This window comes from Amycolatopsis sp. NBC_01488 (assembly GCF_036227105.1).
Taxonomy (GTDB): domain Bacteria; phylum Actinomycetota; class Actinomycetes; order Mycobacteriales; family Pseudonocardiaceae; genus Amycolatopsis.
This window is the reverse complement of the sequence record NZ_CP109434.1, coordinates 873106-895473: the sequence shown is the minus strand read 5'-3', so window position 1 is coordinate 895473 and position 22368 is coordinate 873106. Positions and strand designations below refer to the sequence as shown.

The following is a 22368-nucleotide window of genomic DNA, read 5'->3' as shown; positions in this document are numbered from 1 at the left end:
GGACAGTCCGTGCGTATCCGTTCGACATGCACGAGATCTCCGTTTCCGAGCAGTACCACGTCCTGCAGCGCGAAGAGCCGATGAGCCGGGTGCAGCTGCCCTTCGGCGAACCGGCGTGGCTGGCGACGAAGTACGCCGACGTCAAGCTGGTGACGACCGACCCGCGGTTCAGCCGGGAGCTCGCGCAGGGCCTCGACCAGCCGCGGATGCGCCGCCAGCAGATGGGCGACGGCATCATGGGGATGGACCCGCCGGACCACTCCCGGCTGCGCCGCCTGGTGAGCAAGGCGTTCACCGCGCGTCGCCTCGAGCAGATGCGCGACGGCGTGAAGGACCTGGTCAACCGCCTGCTCGACGACATGCAGACGAAGGGTGACAGCGCCGGCGGAGTCGATATCGTCGAGGAACTGGCGCGGCCGCTGCCGGTCACCGTGATCTGCGACCTGCTCGGGGTGCCGCAGGAGGACCACAAGATCTTCCGCGAGTGGACCCAGGCGCTCGTCAGCGACGCCACGGCCAAGGGCGACGTGCTCGACGTCTACGGCGACCAGCTGGACAACTACGTCGCCGAGCTGGTGGCCCAGCGGCGCGAGGAGCCGACCGACGACCTGCTCGGCGCGTTGGTCTACGCCCGCGACGCGGGGGACAAGCTGACCGAGAACGAGCTGATCTCGATCGCCGGGGCGGGGTTGCTGACCGGTGGCGTCGAGACGGTGTCGACAGCCTTGCCGAGTTTCGTCTTCACGTTGCTGACCCAGCCGGAACTGCTGGCTCAGCTGCGGGCGAACCCGGACATCATGCCGACGGCGATCGAGGAACTGCTGCGGTACGTGCCGATCAACACCGCGGCGATGTTCGCCCGCTACGCCACCGAGGACATCCGCTTCGGCGACGTCGTGGTGCGCGCGGGCGACCCGGTGCTCCCGGCGCTGCACGCGGCCAACCGCGATCCGGAGGTGTTCGCCGACCCGGACCGCATCGACCTGACGCGCAAGCCGAACCCGCACGTGGCGTTCGGCCACGGCCCGCACCACTGCATCGGCGCGCAGCTGGCGCGGCTGGAACTGCAGGAGGCGCTGAAGGCGATCCTGGCGCGGTTCCCGGACCTGCGGCTGGCGGACGGGCGCGAGGGCGTGAAGTGGGAGTACGGCGTCATCGTGCGCGGGCCTTCGCTGCTGCGCATCGCCTGGTGACTTCCCGCCCCTAGAACGCTTTTCAGGGGATCCGGCCGCGCAGCGCGCCGACCTACGATCGAAAAAGACGACCATGAGTGCTGGCTCGCTACAGCGGTGGAGTGCGGAATGCGTGAGTTTGAAACCGAATCGAATCGGGCGTCCGGGTTCGCGGAGCGGCTGACCGAACTGCCCTCCGGTGACCGCGCGGCATTCCTGGCCGACGTCGTCCACGACGCCACGCGGGCCGCGCTCCTGGCGGCCCGCCCGGACGTCCCGGCGGTGCTGGATCCCGAAAAGGCGTTCTCCGACCACGGGTTCGACTCGCTGGCCGCGGTGGAGCTGCACGCGCGGCTCACCGAGGCCACCGGGCTGGAGCTGCCGGTCACCCTGGCCTTCGACCACCCGACGCCGGTCGCCGTCGCGCGCTTCCTGCACGCGGCGGTGTTCGGCGCCGAGGTCGTCCACAGTGGACCTTCGGTCGCGGGTGACCCGGACGAGCCGGTCGCGATCGTCGGCATCGGCTGCCGCTACCCGGGCGGGGCCGCCTCGCCCGAGGACCTCTGGCGGCTCGTCGCCGACGAGGTCCACACCATCACCGGGTTCCCGACCGACCGCGGCTGGGACCTCGACGGCCTCTACGACCCGGACCCGGACCGCCCGGGCAGCAGCTACGTGACCGCGGGCGGCTTCCTGCCCGACGCGGGCGAGTTCGATGCGGGCTTCTTCGGCATCGCCCCGCGCGAGGCGTCCGCGATGGACCCGCAGCAGCGGCTCGTTCTCGAGACGGCGTGGGAAGCCCTGGAGCGCGCCAAGATCGACCCGACGACGCTGCGCGGCACGCCCGCCGGCGTCTTCATCGGCGCCGAGGCCCAGGAATACGGCCCACGCCTGCACGAGGCCCCCGACGGTCTCGACGGCTACCTGCTCACCGGCAACGCACCGAGCGTCGTCTCCGGCCGCGTCGCCTACGCGCTCGGCCTCGAAGGTCCGACGCTCACCGTCGACACCGCGTGCTCCGGCTCGCTCGTCGCGCTGCACCTCGCCGTGCAGGCCCTGCGTCGCGGCGAGACCCCGCTCGCCCTCGCCGGCGGGGTCGCCGTCATGGGCGGACCCGGCACGTTCACCGCCTTCAGCCGCCAGCGCGGCCTCGCCGAAGACGGCCGCTGCAAGGCCTTCGCCGCGGCCGCCGACGGCACCGGGTTCGCCGAAGGCGTCGGCGTCCTGGTGCTGGAACGCCTCTCCGACGCGGTCGCGAACGGCCACACCGTGCTCGCGGTCGTCCGCGGCACCGCCATCAACTCCGACGGCGCGTCCAACGGCCTCACCGCACCCAACGGCCCGTCGCAGCAGCGCGTGATCCACCGCGCGCTCGCCGACGCGCGGCTCGAAGCGTCCGAAGTGGACGCTGTCGAGGCGCACGGCACCGGCACCCGGCTCGGCGACCCGATCGAGGCGCAGGCGCTGCTCGCCACCTACGGCCAAAGCCGCGAGACGCCGTTGCTGCTCGGCTCGATAAAGTCCAATATCGGCCACACCCAGGCCGCGGCCGGCGTGGCCGGCGTGATCAAGATGGTCGAGGCGATCCGCCGCGGCCGGCTGCCGAAGACCCTGCACGTCGACGCGCCGACCCCGCACGTCGACTGGACCGCGGGCGAGGTCGAGTTGCTGACCGAGGCCCGCGAGTGGCCCGCGGTCGAGCGGCCGCGCCGCGCGGGTGTCTCGTCGTTCGGCGTCAGCGGCACCAACGCGCACGTCATCATCGAGCAGGCACCCGCGACCGCGGAGGAGGGCGTCACCGAGCCCGTTCCGGTCGTGCCGCTCGTCGTTTCGGCCCGCAGCGAGGAAGCTCTGCGGGCGCAGGCGGCCAAGCTCGTGTCCACTGTGGAGTCGGCGGACCTCACCGAGGTCGGCTTCTCGCTGGCCGGGACCCGCGCCGCGCACGACCACCGTGCCGTGGTCGTCGCCGAGAGCGCCGAGGACGCCGTCCGCGGCCTGCGCGCGCTCGCCGCGGGCGAGCAGGACTCCTCCGTCGTCACCGGTGAACGCACGCCGGGCAAGCTCGCGATGCTGTTCACCGGCCAGGGGTCGCAGCGGCTCGCCATGGGCAAGGAGCTGTATCTCGCCTACCCGCTCTTCGCCGAGGTCTTCGACGAGGCCATCGACCACCTCGACGTGCAGATGGACCGCCCGCTGCGTGACGTCCTCTTCGGCGACGACGCCGACGAGCTGAACGGCACCCAGTACGCGCAGTGCACGCTGTTCGCGGTCGAAGTCGCGCTGGCCCGGCTGCTGGAGTCGTGGGGCGTCAAGCCGGACGTCCTGCTCGGCCACTCGATCGGCGAGCTGGCCGCCGCGCACATCGCGGGTGTCTGGTCGCTCGAGGACGCCTGTCTGGTCGTCGCCGCGCGTGGACGTCTCATGCAAGCTCTTCCCGAGGGTGGGGCGATGGTCGCGATCGCCGCGACCGAGGACGAGGTCGGCCCGCTGCTCACCGAGGGTGCGAGCATCGCCGCGATCAACGGCCCGACGTCGGTCGTGGTGTCCGGCGAGCGCGCCGAAGTCGACGCCGTCGCCGAGGTGTTCCGCCTGCAGGGCCGCAAGACGAGCGAGCTGCGCGTGTCGCACGCGTTCCACTCGCCGCTGATGGAGCCGATGCTCGCCGAGTTCCGGGAAGTACTGGCGGTCGTCGAGTTCGCGCCGCCGTCGATCCCGGTCGTCTCGAACGTCACCGGCCGCCTGGCCACCGCCGAAGAGCTGTGCTCGCCCGGCTACTGGCTCTACCACGTGCGGCGGCCGGTCCGGTTCGCCGACGGCGTCGCCGCGCTCGCCGCGGCCGGCGTCACCACCGCGCTCGAGGTCGGCCCGGACGCCGTCCTGGCGGCCATGGCCGCCACCGGTCCGCACGGCCCCGACATCGCCTTCGTGCCCGCGCAGCGCCGCGGCCACGCCGAGGTCCCGGCGCTCGCCGGCGCGCTCGGCCGGCTGCACACCCGGGGCGTCGGGATCGACTGGACCGCGTTCTTCGGCCCGGCCAACGCCGTCGACCTGCCGACCTACGCCTTCCAGCGCAAGCACTTCTGGCTCACCGCGTCCGGCGCCGCCGACTTCGGGCAGCTCGCCTCCGGGCACCCGCTGCTGGCCGCCGAGATCGGCCTGGCCGACCACGACGGCCTGGTCCTGACCGGCCGGATCGGCCTGCGGTCCCACCCGTGGCTCGCCGACCACACCATCGCCGGCACGGCCCTGCTGCCCGGCACCGCGTTCGTCGAGATGGCCCTGCACGCCGCCGAGCGCGCGGGCTGCGACGTCGTCGACGAGCTGACCCTGCAGGCACCCCTGTCCGTCCCGGACGGCCGCGGGGTCGAGGTGCAGGCCGTGGTCGGCCCGGTCGAGGACGGCCGCCGCACCATCGAGTTCTACTCGCGGACCGAGCAGGACGCGGCTTGGACCCGCCACGCCGTCGGCGTCCTCGCCGAAGCCCCGGCCGCCGAGCCCGCGCCGATCACCGAGTGGCCGCCGTCCGGCGCCGAGGTCGTCGCCACGAACGCGCTGTACGAAGAGCTGGCGGCGCACGGCTACGGCTACGGCCCGCTGTTCCAGGGCCTGCGTACCGCGTGGCAGCGCGATGACGTCGTGTACGCCGAGGTCGCCCTGCCCACTCGGGACGACTCCTTCGGCATCCACCCGGCACTGCTCGACGCCGTTCTGCACGCCACCGACTTCGCCCCGGGCGAGGCCCGCGAGGCCGACGAGATCCGGCTGCCGTTCGCGTGGACCGGTGTGCGCCTGCACGCCTCCGGCGCGGCCGAGGTGCGGGTGCGCATCACGTCGCCCGCCACCGGCGGCGTCGCCTTGGAGGTCACCGACGCGGCCGGGACACCGGTGCTCTCGGTGGAGTCGTTCCGCTCCCGCCCGGTCCGCGGCGCCGACCTGGGCCCGCGAGCCGGGGACCTGCTGCACACCGTCGAATGGACGCCGGTCGCGGCCGCCGAAGGGCACATCCCGGTCGCCGAGGTGACCGGCTTGGCCGAGCTGACCGAGGTGCCGGACACGATCGTCGTGCCGGTCGCCGCGAAGGGCCGCAGCATCCCGGCGGCGGCGAAGCAGGCCGCCCACCGCGTGCTGGCCCTCCTGCAGGAGTTCGCTGCCGACGAGCGCTTCGCCACCGCCAAGCTGGTGATCCGGACCCCGGGCTCGCTCGCCGACTCCGTCGTGCGCGGGCTGGTGCGCTCGGCGCAGGCCGAGCAGCCGGGCCGGATCGTCCTGATCGAGGGCGAGACCACGGCCGCGACGCTGACCACCGCGCTCGCGTCCGGCGAGCCGGAGCTGCGGGTCGACGGCGACCGGGTGCTGGCCCCGCGGCTCGTCCGCCTGCCCGCCGACGCACCGGCCTGGCAGCCGGACGGCACCGTGCTGATCACGGGCGGCACCGGCGGCCTCGGCGCGCAGGTCGCGCGCCACCTCGTCACCACCCACGGCGTCCGGCACCTGGTCCTGCTCAGCCGGCGCGGCAGCGACGCTCCCGGCGCGGCCGAACTGATCGCCGAGCTGGGGACGAGCGCGACGGTGCAGGTCATCGCCTGTGACGTCACCAAGAAGCGGTCGCTCTCGGCCGCGCTCAAGAAGATCGAGCAGCCGCTGACCGCGGTCGTCCACACCGCCGGCGTGCTCGACGACGCCCTGATCGGCTCGCTCACCGAAGAGCGCCTCGACGCCGTCCTCGCCCCCAAGGTCGACGCCGCCTGGGCGCTGCACGAGCTGACTGCGGACCTGGCCGCGTTCGTCCTGTTCTCCTCCTCGGCCGGGCTGGTCGACGGCGCGGGCCAGGCCAACTACGCGGCCGGCAACACCTTCCTCGACGCACTCGCCGAGCACCGCCGTGAGCAGGGCCTCCCCGCGACGTCGCTGGCCTGGGGCCTGTGGACCGACGGCGGCGCCGCGCTCGGCATGAGTGCCGGACTGTCGGAAAAGGACCTGAGCCGGATCGGGCGGCTGGGCCTCGCCCCGCTGACCGCGGCCGAAAGCCTGGCTGCGCTGGACGTCGCGATCACCTCGGGGACGGCCACTGTCGTGCCGACCCGCGTCGACCGCGCCGCCCTGAGCGCCCGCGACGACGTCCCGTCGCTGCTGCGCGGCCTCGTCCCCGCGAACCGGCGTCGCATCGCCGCGACCGCGGGCGAACTCACCCCGGAGCGGCAGTTCGCCGAGCGGTTCGCCTCGCTGTCGGAGGCCGACCGCGACCGCGCGGTGCTCGACCTGGTGCGCACCCACGTCGCGGCCGTGCTCGGCCACGACGGCCCGTCGGCGATCAGCCCGTCCCGCCCGTTCGGCGAGATCGGCTTCGACTCCCTCGCCGCGGTGGAGCTGCGCAACATCCTCGACTCCGTCACCGGTCTGCGGCTGCCCGCGACGCTGGTCTTCGACCACCCGACCCCGCGCGCGCTGGCCGAATACCTCGTCACGCGCGTCGCCGGGCTGGCCCCCACCACGCCGGTCGCGCCGGTGACCACGGCCGACCCGGAGGAGCCGATCGCCATCGTCGGCATCGCCTGCCGCTATCCCGGTGGTGTCGCGACGCCGGAGGACCTGTGGCGGCTCGTCGCGGACGGCGAAGAGGCGTTGACGCCGTTCCCAGCCGACCGCGGCTGGAACGTCGACGCGCTCTACGACCCCGAGCCCGGCAAGCCCGGCCACAGCTACGTCAAGCACGGCGCGTTCCTGCACGACGCCGCCGAGTTCGACGCCGACTTCTTCGAGATCAGCCCGCGCGAGGCGGCCGCGATGGACCCGCAGCAGCGGCTGCTGCTGGAGGTGTCCTGGGAGGCGTTCGAGCGGGCCGGGATCGACCCGGTTTCCCTGCGCGGCAGCGCGACCGGGGTGTTCGCCGGCGTCATGTACCACGACTGGGGCACCCGTCTCGGCACGGTCTCCGACGACATCGCGGGCTACCTCGGCAACGGCAGCCTCGCCAGCGTCGTCTCCGGCCGCGTGTCCTACGCCCTCGGTCTGGAAGGTCCGACGGTCACCGTCGACACGGCGTGTTCGTCGTCGCTGGTCGCCCTGCACTGGGCGGTTCAGGCACTGCGCCGCGGCGAGTGCACACTCGCACTGGCGGGTGGCGTCACGGTGATGTCCACTCCGGACACCTTCGTCGACTTCAGCCGCCAGCGCGGCCTGTCCGCCGACGGCCGCTGCCGCTCGTTCGCCGACTCGGCCGACGGCACCGGCTGGGGCGAGGGCGCGGGCATGCTGCTCGTCGAGCGGCTCTCCGACGCCCAGCGCAACGGCCACCCGGTCCTCGCACTGCTCAAGGGCTCCGCGGTCAACCACGACGGCGCGTCCAACGGCCTCACCGCCCCGAACGGCCCCTCGCAGCAGCGCGTCATCACGAAGGCACTGGCCGACGCGGGTCTCGAACCGTCCGAAGTGGACGCCGTCGAGGGCCACGGCACCGGCACCACGCTCGGCGACCCGATCGAGGCACAGGCCCTGCTCGCCACCTACGGCCAGGACCGCTCCGAGGACGAGCCCCTGTGGCTCGGCTCGATCAAGTCCAACATCGGCCACACCCAGGCCGCCGCGGGGGTCGCGGGCATCATCAAGATGGTCATGGCGCTGCGCAACGAGCAGCTGCCGCGGACCCTGCACGTCGACCGTCCGTCCACTGTGGTCGATTGGGACACCGGTGCGGTGCGGCTCCTGACCGAGTCGCGCGACTGGTCGCCCAACGGCCACCCGCGCCGGGCCGCCGTCTCGTCGTTCGGCATCAGCGGCACCAACGCCCACGTCATCATCGAACAGGCACCGCCCGCCGCCGAGCACCCCGCCGAGCCGCAGCCCGAAGCGGTCGTCCCCGTCGCGCTCTCCGGCCGCACCCCGGCCGCGGTCCGTGGCCAGGCCGCCCGGCTGCGCGCGTACCTCGCCGACCACGAAGACGTCACCGTCGCCGAGCTGGCCCGCTCGCTGGTCTCGACCCGGTCGGCGCTGGAGCAGCGGGCAGTGGTGATTGCCGGGACCGCCGCCGAACTGGCTGACGGCCTCGACGCGCTGGCCACCGGCGAGCAGGGCGGCGACGTCGTCACCGAGGGCAAGCTGGCGTTCCTGTTCTCCGGGCAAGGCGCCCAGCGCGTTGGCATGGGCCAGGCGCTGCACGCCACCTACCCGGTGTTCGCCGAAGCCTTCGACGCCGTCTACGCCGCGATCGACCCGCTGCTCGACATCCCGCTGCGCGACGTCGTCTTCGGCACGACGGCACTGGCCGACCGCGGCCTGCTCGACCAGACGCAGTACACGCAGACCGCGCTGTTCGCGGTCGAGGTCGCGCTCTTCCGGCTCGCCGAGTCGTGGGGGATCGTCCCCGACGCGCTCGCCGGGCACTCGATCGGCGAGCTGGCCGCGGCCCACGTCGCCGGGGTGCTGTCGCTCGAGGACGCCGCGACCCTGGTCGCGGCTCGCGGCCGCCTGATGGGTTCGCTGAGCGAGCCGCCGGGCGCGATGGTTTCGCTGGCGACGTCCGAAGAAACCGCGCGGGAGCTGCTGCGCGGGCACGAGGACGAGGTCAGCGTCGCCGCCGTCAACGGCCCGGAGTCGGTGGTCGTCTCCGGTGTCGCCGAGGTCGTGGCGCGGATCGAGCGGGCGGCGTCGGTCGCCGACATTCGGACGCGCCGGCTGCGCGTGAGCCACGCCTTCCACTCGCCGCTGATGGCCCCGATGCTCGACGAGTTCCGCGAGATCGCCGCCGGACTGACGTTCCACGCACCGCGGATCCCGATCTTCTCGACGGTTTCGTACGGCGGCGACCTGACGTCGCCGGACTACTGGGTCACTCACGTCCGCGAAGCCGTGCGCTTCGGGGACGCGGTGGCCGCCTTGGTCGCCGACGGCGTGCGGACGTTCCTCGAACTGGGACCCGACAGCGTGCTGACCGCCCTCGGTCCGCAGATCGAGCCCGACGCCGCGTTCGTGCCCTTCGGCCGCCGCGACCGGGACGAGGTCCGCACCGCGCTGGCCGCGCTCGGCCGCCTCCACACCCGCGGTGCCGCCAAGCTCGACCGCGTGCTCGGCGACGGGCCGGTCCGGCTCGACCTGCCGACGTATGCCTTCCAGCACAAGCGTTTCTGGCTCGACGCGACGCCGTCCAGCGACGTCACCTCGGTCGGGCAGCAGCCGCTGCCGCACCCGATGCTGGGTGCGGTCGTGCCGCTGTCCGGTTCGGACACCACGGTGCTCACCGGCCGGCTGTCGGCCGGGTCGGTGCCGTGGCTGGCCGACCACGTCGTCAAGGGCGCAATCCTGGTGCCCGGCACCGGGTTCGTCGAGCTGGCCATCGCCGCCGGCGACCAGGTCGGGCACTCGACGGTCGAAGAGCTGACGCTGCAGGCGCCGCTCGTCCTGCCGCCGGACGGCGCGGTCGCGCTGCAGGTCGTGGTCGGTCCCGCCGACGGCGACCGCCGCCCGGTCACCGTGTTCTCCCGCGCGATCGATGGGGACGAGTGGACCCAGCACGCCATCGGCACGCTCTCCGCGGCGCCGCGGCCCGAGCCCGCCGGGCTCACCGAATGGCCGCCGCCGGGGGCGAACCCCGTCGTCGTCGAGGGTGCTTACGACCTGCTCGAAGAGCGCGGGTACGGCTACGGTCCGTCCTTCCAGGGGCTCACGGCCGCCTGGAAGCGGGGCAACGAGGTCTTCGCCGAGGTCGCGCTGCCGGAACCGGCGGCGTCGACGGCGAGCGCGTACGGGCTGCACCCGGCGTTGCTCGACATCGCGATGCACGCCGACCTCCTCGGCGACCCGGGTGGCGCGACGCTGCTGCCGTTCGTCTGGAACGGCGTCACGCTGCACGCCGCCGGCGCTTCGGTGCTGCGGGTGCGGATCGAGCGGCTGAACGGCGACGAGGTGTCGGCCATCGAGGTGGCCGACAGCGAGGGCCGTCCGGTCGCGACCATCGACTCGCTGGTCTCACGCCCGGTCCGCCGCGAGCTGACGGCGTCGTCCGAAGTGGACGGATCGCTGCTCAAGATCGCCTGGCCGCCCGTGTCCGTGCCGCAGTCCGACGCCGCAGTGGTCGCCGTCGGCCGCGGCCGGGTTGGGGTGGCCGCCACCTACGCCGGGTTCGCCGACCTCACCGCGGCGATCGACCGCGGTGAGCCGGTGCCGTCCCTCATCACGCTGACCGTGCCCGAGCGCACCGGCGACGTCCCGGAGGCGGCCCGCGAGAACGCCGCGTGGCTGCTCGCCGAACTGCAGGCCTGGCTGGCCGACGCCCGCTTCGGGATCACCAAGCTGGCCGTGGTCACCCAGGACGCAGTGCCCGCTGGCGAGTCCACTGTGGACGTCACGCAGGGGTTGCTGTGGGGCCTGGCCCGCGGGGCGCAGGCCGAGCACCCCGGGCGGGTGTTCGTCGTCGACGCCGACGCGGACACCACGGCCGCGTCCGTCGCGGCGGTCGTCGCCTCCGGTGAGCCGGAGGCCGCGATCCGCGACGGCGCGACGCTCGTGCCTCGCTACGCCAAGACCGTCGTGAGTGAGAAACAGGGTTCTAACCCTGTTTCTCACTCACGACCCTGGGGCGGCGGCACCGTGCTGATCACCGGCGGCACCGGCGGGCTCGGCAGCCTGCTGGCGCGCTACCTGGTGGCCGAGCACGGCGTCACCGACCTGGTCCTCACCAGCCGCCGCGGGCTCGGCGCGCCGGGTGCCCGGCAGCTGGTCGAAGACCTGACCGACCTGGGCGCGACCGTGACCGTCGCCGCGTGCGACGTCACCGAGCGCGCCGCCGTGGCCGAGCTGCTCGGGACGATCGGCAACCTCACGGCCGTGGTGCACGCGGCGGGCACGGCCGACAGCGGCGTCTTCGACTCGCTGACCCCCGAGCGGCTCGACTCGGTCCTGCGGGCCAAGGTCGACGCCGCCTGGCACCTGCACGAGCTGACGCAGGATCTCGCCGCGTTCGTGCTGTTCTCCTCCGCCGGTGGCCAGGTGCTGCCCGCGGGCCAAGCGAACTACGCGGCCGCCAACGCGTTCCTCGACGGGCTCGCCGAGCACCGCAAGGCGGCCGGGCTCAAGGCGACGGCCCTGGCCTGGGGGCTGTGGGCCGAGAACACCGGCCTCGGCGGCGAGCTGGCCGAGGCGGACCTCGCCCGGATGGCGCGGCTCGGCCTCCCCGCGGTCACCGCGGAGCAGGGACTCGCGCTGTTCGACGCGGCGACCGCCACCGAAGACGCCGTGATCGCCCCGCTGCGCGTGGACGTCGCGGCGCTGCGGGCCCGGACCGACGACCTGCCCGCGTTGCTGCGCGGGTTCGTCCCGCCGAAGGGCCGCCGGACCGCCAAGGCGGTGAAGGCGGCCGACAACGCGCTGGCCGCGGAGCTGGCCGGGCTGGCCGACACCGAGCGTGACCGCGTGCTGCTCGACATCGTCCGCACCCAGGTGGCCACCGTGCTCGGCTACGCGGACAAGTCCGAAGTGGACGGCACCCGCGCGTTCAAGGAGCTCGGTTTCGACTCGCTGGCCGCGGTCGAGCTGCGCAATCTGCTCGGCACCGCGACCGGCCTGACCCTGCCCGCGACGCTGATCTTCGACCACCCGACCGCCAAGGCGGTGGCCGACTTCGTCAAGGGCAAGCTGCTCGGCGCGGTCGCCAAGGTCCCGGCCACCACGACCCGGACCAACGCGTCGATGCAGGAGCCGATCGCGATCGTCGGCATGGCCTGCCGGTACCCCGGCGGCGTCCGGTCGCCGGAGGACCTCTGGCAGCTGCTGGTCGACGAGGTCGACGCCGTGTCGGAGTTCCCGGCCAACCGCGGCTGGGACATCGACAGCATCTACGACCCCGAGCGTGGCAAGCGCGGCAAGACCTACGCCCGCGAAGGCGGTTTCCTCCACGAAGGCACCTTGTTCGACCCCGCGTTCTTCGGCATCGGCCCGCGCGAGGCGCTGGCCATGGACCCGCAGCAGCGGCTCCTGCTGGAGACCGCGTGGGAGGCCATCGAGCGGGCCGGCATCGACCCGACCGCGCTGCGCGGCAGCATGACCGGCGTCTTCACCGGCGCGATGTACGACGACTACGGCAGCCGCGTCCCCGGCGCGCCCGCCGACGTCGCCGCCTACATCCCCAACGGCAGCTCGGGCGCGGTCGTCTCCGGCCGCATCTCCTACCTGCTGGGGCTGGAAGGCCCGTGCATGACCGTCGACACGGCGTGCTCGTCTTCGCTGGTCACGCTGCACCTCGCGGTGCAGGCGCTGCGGGCGGGGGAGTGCGGGCTGGCGCTCGCCGGCGGTGTCACGCTGCTCTCGCAGCCGGATCTCTTCGTCGACTCGAGCCGCCAGGGCGTGCTTTCGCCCAACGGCCGGTCGAAGTCCTTCTCCGCGGCGTCCGACGGCGTCGGCTGGGCCGAGGGCGCGGGCCTGCTCCTGCTGGAACGGCTCTCCGACGCTCAGCGCAACGGCCACGAGGTGCTAGCCGTGGTCCGCTCCAGCGCCGTCAACCAGGACGGCGCGTCCAACGGCCTCACCGCACCGAACGGGCCGTCACAGGAGCGCGTGATCCACGCGGCCCTCGCGGCGGGCGGCCTGACACCGTCCGAAGTGGACGCCGTCGAGGCGCACGGTTCGGGCACGAAGCTGGGTGACCCGATCGAGGCGCAGGCGCTGCTGGCCACCTACGGCCAGGACCGTGACCAGCCGCTGTACCTGGGCTCGGTGAAGTCCAACATCGGCCACGCGCAGGCTTCCGGTGGCGCGGCGGGCGTGATCAAGGTCGTGCAGGCCCTGCGGCACAACACGCTGCCGAAGACGCTGCACGTCGACGCGCCGTCGCCGGTCGTCGACTGGACCACGGGTGACATCGAGCTGCTGACCGAGGCCCGGCCCTGGCTGCCCAACGGCCGCCCGCGCCGTGCGGGTGTCTCGTCGTTCGGCATCAGCGGCACGAACGCGCACATCATCATCGAAGAGGCGCCGCCGTCCACTGTGGAGCGTCCGCGTCGGACGGCGCCGCCGTTGGCGTCGGTGCCGCTGCCGATCGCCGGGGCCACGGCCGCCGCGCTCGCCGACCAGGCCGCCCGGGTCGCCGCGCACCTGCGGGCCAACCCGGCCCTCGATCTCACCGACGTCGGCTACTCGCTCGCCACCGGCCGGGCCGCGCTCGACCACCGCTCGGTGGTACTGGCGGCCGGCCGGGACGCCGCTTTGAAGGCGCTCGACGGTCTCGCCACCGGCGGGACCCCGGCGGGCACGGTCACCGGCACGACCAGCGCGGCCGACCTGACCGCGTTCCTCTTCACCGGGCAGGGCGCGCAGCAGCCGGGCATGGGCCGCGAGCTGTACGAGGCCTTCCCGGTCTTCGCGGGCGCCTTCGACGAGGCGTGCGGCCTGTTCGACACCGAGGTCCCGCTGAAGGACGTCATCCGGGACGGCAGCCCGCTGCTCAACCAGACCGCCTACACGCAGTGCGCGCTGTTCGCGATCGAGGTCGCGCTCTACCGCCTGCTCGAGTCGTGGGGCCTCACGCCGGACTACGTCGCCGGGCACTCGATCGGCGAGCTGGCCGCGGCGCACGTCGCCGGGGTCTTCTCGCTGGCCGACGCCTGCGCACTGGTCGCCGCCCGCGGCCGCCTCATGCAGGCCCTGCCCGCCGGGGGAGCCATGGCGGCGATCGCGGCCACCGAGGACGAGGTCCGTGCGGCGCTCCCGGCCGAGGTCGACATCGCGGCAGTCAACGGTCCGCGCGCCGTCGTCATCTCCGGTCCCGAGGCCGCGGTGCGGGCCGCGATGGCCGCCTTCAAGGAAGCCGGACGGCGTGTGAAGCAGCTGGTCGTCTCGCACGCCTTCCACTCCTCGCTGATGGAGCCGATGCTGGCCGACTTCGCCGTGGTGGCGGAGAAGCTGACGTACTCGGCGCCGGGCATCCCGGTCGTCTCCAACGTGACCGGCCGGATCGCCACCGCCGACCAGCTCTGCTCGCCGGAGTACTGGGTGAACCACGTGCGCGAGGCGGTCCGGTTCGCCGACGGCGTCGGCGCGCTGCTCACGGCCGGGGTCACCCGGTTCGTCGAGCTGGGCCCGGACGCGGTGCTGACCGGCATGGCCCGCGAGTGCGACACGTCGGCCGCCGACCGGCCCGACCGCGTCGTGGGCGTGCCCGCGCTGCGCCGGGGCCGCGACGAGGTGCCGACGCTGTTCACCGCGCTGGCCACGCTGTACTCGCGTGGTGCGAAGCCCGACTGGGCGGCGGTGTTCGCCGGGCGCGGTGCGTCCACTGTGGACTTGCCGACCTACGCCTTCCAGAACAAGGAGTACTGGCTCAACGCGACTAAGCGGGCCGGTGACGTCGGATCGCTGGGCGCCAAGTCCGCCGGGCACCCGCTGCTGGGCGCGCTGGTGGAGCTGCCGGACGGCGGTGCCGTGCTCACCGGCCGGCTCGCCGTCGACCGCCAGACGTGGCTGGCCGACCACGTGGTGCTGGGCCGGACGATGCTGCCGGGCACCGCGTACGTCGAGCTGGCCCTGCACGCCGCCGACCAGACCGGCTGTGACGTCCTGGAGGAGCTGACCCAGCAGGCCCCGCTGCTGCTGCCCGAGGAGGGCGGCGTCGACATCCGCGTCGTCGTCGGCGCTCCCGGCGCGGACGGCCGTCGTGACCTGTCGGTGCACTCCCGCATCGAGGACGTCTGGACCCAGCACGCGGCCGGCATGCTGGCCACCGGGGCACAGCCGGCGGAGTTCGACCTCTCGGTGTGGCCGCCGGAGGGCGCCGAAGTCGTCGACCTCACCGGGCTCTACGACGACCTGGCCGGGCTCGGCTTCGGCTACGGCCCGGTGTTCCGGAACCTGCGCGCGGTGTGGCTGCGTGACGGGGAGGTGTTCGCCGAGGTGGCGCTGCCCGAGGGCACCGCGGCAAGCGAGTTCGGCCTGCACCCGGGCCTGCTCGACTCGGCGCTGGGCGCCACGGACTTCCTCGTCCCCGGCGGGCCGAAGGCGCTGACCGAGACGACGATCCCGTTCGCCTGGAACCAGGTCTCGCTGCACGCCGCTGGGGCCACCACCCTGCGGGTGCGGGTCCGCAAGGAGGGCACGGCGGGCAAGGACGCTTCGCTCGCGCTGGCCGACGGGACCGGCTCGCCGGTCGCTTGGATCGAGTCGCTGGTGACGCGGCCGGTGTCGGAGGGGCAGCTGGGCGCGAAGGTGCCCGACTCGCTGTACCGGATCGACTGGCAGCCCGCGGCGGGGGTCCGGCTGGTCAAGTCCCTGGAAGGCTGGGCGGTACTGGGCTCCGACGACCTCGGCTTGGGCGTCCCGACCCACGAGCAGCCAGTGGCGGCCGACGTCCTGGTCCTGCCGGTGGGCTCGGCCGAAGGCGATGTCCCGGCCCGGGTCCACACGACCGTCCAGGAAACCCTGCGGCAGCTGCAGGCCTGGCTCGAGAAGTTCGAGGGCAAGCTCCTGCTCGTCACGCGCAACGCCGTGGCGGAGAGCCCGGACCTCGCGCAAGCCCCGGCCTGGGGTCTCGTGCGGGCCGCGCAGGCGGAGAACCCCGGGCGGCTCCAGGTGGTCGACGTCGACGACCTGGCCCAGTCGATGCGGGCGCTGCCCGCGGTGGTCGCGTCCGGTGAGCCGGAGGCGATCGTCCGGGTCGGCGAGGTCCGCGTGCCGCGGCTGGCCAAGGTCACCACGGTCGGCGACCCGGTCGAGTGGGACGCCGACGGCACGGTGCTCATCACCGGCGGCGCCGGTCTCCTCGGCGGGCACCTCGCCCGGCACCTGGTCGCCCGCGGCGCCCGGAAGCTGGTCTTGACCAGCCGTCGCGGTCTCGACGCGCCGGGTGCGCGTGAGCTGGTCGAGGAGCTGGGCGCTTCGGTGACCGTCGCGGCCTGCGACGTCACCGACCGGGCCGAGCTGGCGTCGCTGATCGAGTCGCTGCCCGACCTCACCGCCGTGGTGCACGCCGCCGGGCAGATGGACAGCGCGGTGCTGAGCGCACTCACCCCGGCGCAGGTCGAGAACGTCCTGCGGCCCAAGGTGGACGCGGCCTGGCACCTGCACGAGCTGACCGCTTCGCTGGGCCTCAAGGCGTTCGTCCTCTACTCCTCGGCGGGCGGGCTGCTGCTGGCCGCCGGGCAGGCGAACTACGCGGCGGGCAACGTCTTCCTCGACGCGCTGGCCGAACACCGCGCGGCGCTGGGGCTCCCGGCGACGTCGCTGGCCTGGGGTCCGTGGGAGGGCAGCGGCGACGCCGTCGACCTGACGCACATCGCCCGGTCCGGGGTCGCGGAGCTGACCGTCGCCGACGGGCTCGCGCTCTTCGACGCCGCGCTGGCGGCCGGTGAGCCGACGCTGGTGCCGGTGAAGCTCGCCGACCTGCGGGAGGCCGACCGGATCGCGCCGCTCCTGCGCGGCCTGGTCACGGCCACTCCGCGCCGGGCTGCCGCCGCGGCCGGCCCGGTGGCGGCGGCGCCCGAGGCGGGCTTCGCCGAGAAGCTGACCGGGATGTCGGCCGACGAGCGGGAATCCGCGCTGCTGCAGCTGGTCTGCGAGCACGCGGCGGCCGTCCTCGGCTACGACGACGCGTCGGCGGTCGGCGTCGAGAAGGGCTTCACCGACCTGGGCATCGACTCGCTGGCCGCGCTGGAACTGCGCAACCGGCTCGGGGCGGCCTGCGGGCTGCGCCTGCCGGCGACGCTGATCTTCGACTACCCGAGCCCGCTGCCGCTGACCCGGTTCCTGCTCGGGGAGCTGCTGCCCGAGCTGGGCGAGCCGGTCGAGGAAGTGGCCGAGGCGAACGGAACCGACGAAGTGGCCGCCATCGCCGGGATGGACCTGGCCGACCTGGTCCGGTCCGCGCTGGCCGGCACCCAGACCGACGACCGAGGGGACTCCCAGTGACCGGCCCATCGAAAAGCGCGCCGTCCACCGAGCAGATCGTCGCCGCGCTGCGGCAGTCCATGATGGACAACGAGCGGCTCAAGGCGGACAACCAGAAGCTCACCGCGGCGATGAGCGAGCCGATCGCGATCATCGGCATGGGCTGCCGCTACCCCGGCGGCGTCACCACGCCTGCAGAGCTGTGGGACCTCGTCGCGGGCGGCACCGACGCCGTCGGCGAGTTCCCGACGGACCGGGGCTGGGACACCGCGTCGCTCTTCGACCCCTCGGGGCGGCCCGGGACGACGTACTCGAAGGAGGGCGGCTTCCTCCACGACGCCGCCGACTTCGAGCCGGAGTTCTTCGGGATCTCCCCGCGCGAGGCCCGCACGCTCGACCCGCAGCAGCGGATCGTGCTGGAGACGGCGTGGGAGGCCGTCGAACGCGCGGGCATCGTGCCGTCGACGTTGCGCGGCAGCAAGACCGGCGTCTTCGCGGGCGTCATGTACCACGATTACGGCGCCGGGAGCAGCGACGGGAGTCTCGTTTCGGGCCGCATCTCCTACACCCTCGGCCTCGAAGGCCCGTCGGTGTCGGTGGACACCGCATGCTCGTCGTCGCTGGTCGCGCTGCACTGGGCGGCACAGGCGCTGCGCCGCGGCGAGTGTTCGCTGGCGCTGGCCGGCGGCGTGACCGTGATGGTGACGCCGGACATGTTCGTCTACTTCAGCGAGCAGCAGGGCTTGGCGCCGGACGGCCGGTGCAAGGCGTTCGGCAGCGGCGCCGACGGCGTCGGCTGCTCCGAGGGCGCCGGAATGTTGTTGCTGGAGAAGCTGTCCGACGCGCGTCGCAACGGCCACCACGTGCTGGCCGTGCTGCGCGGCAGCGCGGTGAACTCCGACGGCGCGTCCAGCGGCATCACCGTGCCGAACGGGCCCGCGCAGCAGCGGGTGATCCGCGCGGCACTGGCCGACGCCGGGCTGGAACTGTCCGATGTGGACGCCGTCGAGGCGCACGGCACCGGCACCAAGCTGGGTGACCCGATCGAGGCGCAGGCGCTGATCTCGACCTACGGCAAGGCGGCCACGCCCGAGCGGCCGCTGTACGTCGGGTCGTTCAAGTCGAACGTCGGCCACACGCAGGCGGCCGCCGGCGTCGGCGGCGTGATCAAGATGGTGGAGGCGCTGCGGCGCGGCGTCCTCCCGCGCACGCTGCACGCCGAAGAGCCGTCGCCGCACGTCGAGTGGACCGACACAGTTTCGTTGCTCACCGCGGAACGGCCGTGGCCGGAGACCGGGCGGCCGCGGCGGGCCGGGGTGTCGTCGTTCGGCATCAGCGGCACCAACGCGCACGTGATCGTCGAGCAGGGCGACCCGGTGGCCGTCTCGTCCGCGGACGATGGTCCGGTGACCTGGCTCTTCTCCGCCAACGACCCGGATGCGTTGCGGGCGCAGGCGGCCAGGCTGTCCACCGTGGAAGCCTCTGCTGTGGACATCGGCTATTCACTGGCGACCACGCGCACCCTGGCCGAGCACCGTGCCGGGGTCGTGGCCGCCGATCGGGCCGGTGCGATCCGCGCGCTCACCGAGTACGCGGCGGGCCGTCCGGCGGGCGTGGTCGAGGGTGTCGCCGGGGCGGGGCGCACGGCGTTCCTGTTCACCGGCCAGGGCGCGCAGCGCGCTGGGATGGGCCTGGAGCTGGCGGCGGCGTTCCCCGCGTTCTCCGAGGTCTTCGACCTGGTGGCCGCCGAACTGGACAAGCACCTGGACGTGCCGCTGAAGACCGTGCTCGGCTCGGCCGAAACCGGGTACACGCAGCCCGCGCTGTTCGCCGTCGAGGTCGCGGTGTTCCGCCTGCTCGAATCCTGGGGCGTCCAGCCGGACTACCTGCTGGGGCACTCGATCGGCGAGCTGGCCGCGGCGCACGTCGCCGGGGTGCTTTCGCTCGAGGACGCCTGCACGCTGGTGACCGCCCGGGCTCGCTTGATGCAGGCGTTGCCCACCGGCGGCGCGATGGTCGCCGTAGCGGCCGCCGAAGCGGACGTTCTTCCCCTGCTGACTGATGGCGTGTCGATCGCGGCCGTCAACGGACCCGCGTCCGTGGTGCTCTCCGGTGACGAGGATGCGGTGCTCGCCGTCGCTGAGAAGTTCGAGAAGACTTCGCGGCTGAAGGTTTCGCACGCGTTCCACTCGGCGCTGATGGAGCCGATGCTGGCCGACTTCGCGTTCATCGCCCGGAATCTGACCTACCGCACGCCGGAGATCCCGATCGTCTCGACGGTTTCGCCGGACGCCGATCTGACCTCACCGGAGTACTGGGTGAGCCAGGTGCGTGACGCCGTCCGGTTCGCCGACGGGATCCGCACGCTGCTCGACGCGGGCGTCACGACGTTCGTCGAGGTCGGCCCGTCGGCGGTGCTCACCGCGATGGGCCAGACGTGTCTGGGCGCCGACGACCACGCGACGTTCGTCCCGGTGCTGCGCAAGGACCGGCCCGAAGCCGAGTCGGCGGCCGCCGCGGTCGCGTCGCTCTTCGTCCATGGGTCCACTGTGGACTTCTCGGCGTTCTACGCCGGCGGCTCGGTGGTCGAGCTGCCGACGTACGCGTTCCAGCGCAAGCGGTACTGGCTGGAGAATCCGACCGGCGCCCGCGTCCGCGGCGTCGCCGAGGTCGGGCAGCGCGACGCGGAGCACCCGCTGCTGGGTGCCGTCGTCGTCGCGGCCGACTCGGGTGGCGTCGTGCTGACCGGCCGGCTTTCGGCGAAGGCGCAACCGTGGCTCGCCGACCACGTCGTGCAGGGTTCGCTCGTGTTCCCCGGGACGGCGTTCGTCGAGCTGGCGGTCCGCGCGGGCGACGAGGTCGGCTGCGGGCGGCTCGACGAGCTGACCCTGGCCGCGCCGCTGATTCTGCCTCCGGACGGGGCGGTGCGGCTGCAGGTCGTCGTGGGCGCTCTCGAGTCGGAGCAGCGCTCTCTTGGCATCTTCTCGCAGTCCGAAGACTCTTCGGAGTGGGTGCAGCACGGCTCCGGGCGGCTGTCCGCTTCGGCTGGTACCCCGGCCGCAGTGGCCGAGTGGCCGCCCGCCGGGGCGACCGAGATCGACGTGACCTCCCGCTACGACGACCTCGCCGCGCAGGGCTTCGACTACGGGCCGGTGTTCGCCGGGCTGCGCCGCGTGTGGCAGGACGGCGACCGGCTGGCCGCCGAGGTGGCGCTGCCGGAGGATGCGGACGCCTCGGCGTTCGGCCTGCACCCGGCCCTGCTCGACGCCGCGCTGCACACGATCGGCCTGGCCGGGCCGACCGAGGACAAGCCGGTGCTGCCGTTCGCGTGGTCGGGCGTGTCGCTGCACGCCGCCGGAGCGGCCGAACTGCGAGTGCTGATTTCCTCGGACGTCGAGAACACCGTGTCGCTGACCGCGACGGACGCCACCGGCGCGCCGGTGCTCAGCGTCGAATCGCTGTCGCTGCGGCCGATCGCGGCCGACGCGTTCCGCGCGACGCGCTCGGCGGTGGACGACTCGCTCTTCCGCGTCGAGTGGCAGCCGTTCGCAGGTGACGCCGTTTCGGGTGTCTCGTCCGCGGTGCTCGGTTCCGGTTTCGGGCTGCCGGGACAGTCCTATGTGGACCTTCCGGCGCTCGTTTCCGCCGGGGTGGCCCCGGATGTGGTGTTCGTGCCGTTCGTGGCGCCTGAGACGGCGTCCCCGCTCGCGGCTCGCGAGGCGACGCATCGGCTGCTGGCCCTGGCCCAGGCCTGGGTCGCGGAGGAGTCGCTGGCGTCGTCCCGGCTGGTCGTCGTGGCCCGCCGGGCGATCGGGACGCGCCCCGGCGAGGGCGTCGACGACCTGACGCACGCCGCGCTGTGGGGCGTGATCCGGACGGCGCAGCTGGAGTACCCCGACCGGTTCATGGTCGTGGACGTCGATGGTGGTGACGTGCCGCTGGACGCGGTGCTCGGGGCGATGTACGCCGACGAGCCGGGTGTCGCGGTGCGGGACGGCGCGGTGCTGGTGCACCGGCTGGCCAAGTTCGTGCCGACGCCTGGCGTGGCCGAGCTGGACCCCGACGGAACCGTGCTGGTCACCGGCGGTACCGGCGTGCTGGGTCAGCTCATCGCGCGGCACCTCGTGACCGACCACGGCGTCAAGCACCTGCTCCTCACGAGCCGTCGCGGTGCTTCGGCGCCGGGTGCCGCGGAGCTGGTTTCGTCGTTGACCGAGCTGGGTGCGACGGTCTCCTTGGAGGCGTGTGACCTGGCGGATCGGGACGCGGTGGTCGAACTGCTCAACGGGGTCGACCTGGCGGCGGTCGTGCACACGGCGGGCGTCGTCGACGACGGCGTCCTGCTCGCACTGACGCCGGAGCGCGTGGACGCGGTGCTGCGGCCGAAGGTCGACGCGGCGTGGAACCTGCACGCGCTGACCGCTTCGCTGGACATCCCGTTCGTCCTGTACTCGTCGGCGGGCGGCACGCTCGGCGCGGCGGGACAGGCGAACTACTCGGCGGCGAACGTCTTCCTGGACGCGCTGGCCCACCACCGGGCCGCCCAGGGGCGGCACGCGGTGTCGCTGGCATGGGGCCTGTGGTCCGAAGGCGGCATGTCGAACGAGCTGGCGGACACCGACCTGATCCGGATGGCGCGCTCGGGTGTGCTGGGCTTGTCGTTCGCGGACGGGCTTGCGCTGTTCGACGCGACTTTCGGGACCGAGCAGCCGGCGCTGGTGCCGGTGCGGCTGGACATGGCCGGGGTGCGGGCCGACGCGCACAGCGTCCCGGCGATGCTGCGCGGCTTGGTCCGCGGCGGCGTCCGTCGCCGAGCCGAAGTCGTGGACGACGCGTGGGCCCGGGTGGTCGCCCTCCCGGCGGCCGAACGCGGTCGCGCGCTGCTGGACCTGGTGTGCGGCACGGCGGCGGTGGTACTGGGCCACGAGCGCCGGGACGCGATCGACCCGCGCAAGGGCTTCATCGAGCTGGGTTTCGACTCGCTGACGGCGATCGAGCTGCGCAACCGCCTGGAGTCCGTGACGGGACAGCGGTTGCCGGCGACGCTGATCTTCGACCACCCGTCGGCGGCTGCGCTGGCGGAGTTCCTCGGTGCCGGGCTGGCTGACCCGCCGTCCGCGGTGGAGGTCCGGCTGACGGACCTGGAGACCGAGCTGCGCGCACTGGATGCCGACTCGCGCGCCGCGGTCGTCGGCCGCCTCCGGGAGCTGGTGGCGACGTTCTCCCCGGCCGACCGGGACCTCGAGGAGGCCGGTGCGGACGAGCTGTTCGCGCTGCTGGACGAGGAACTGGAGTCACCAGGCTGAGCCTCCCGGCTGCCTCCCCCGGCCGG

General features: G+C 73.5%; 3 protein-coding genes. All 3 read left to right on the top strand.

Annotated features, from left to right (window positions below; all coding sequences use genetic code 11):
* Positions 1 to 26 precede the first annotated feature (26 nt).
* Positions 27 to 1193: a cytochrome P450 gene (locus OG738_RS04085; RefSeq protein ID WP_329051329.1), complete on the top strand. Its 1167-nt coding sequence runs from the start codon at positions 27 to 29 to the stop codon at positions 1191 to 1193.
* 108 nt (positions 1194 to 1301) lie between these two features.
* Positions 1302 to 17057 (top strand): type I polyketide synthase, encoded by a 15756-nt coding sequence (locus tag OG738_RS04080; protein ID WP_329051327.1) that lies wholly within the window; start codon positions 1302 to 1304, stop codon positions 17055 to 17057.
* Positions 17054 to 22342: a type I polyketide synthase gene (locus tag OG738_RS04075; protein WP_329051326.1), complete on the top strand. Its 5289-nt coding sequence runs from the start codon at positions 17054 to 17056 to the stop codon at positions 22340 to 22342. Before OG738_RS04080 ends, OG738_RS04075 begins: the two co-directional genes overlap by 4 nt.
* The last annotated feature ends 26 nt before the right edge of the window (positions 22343 to 22368 follow it).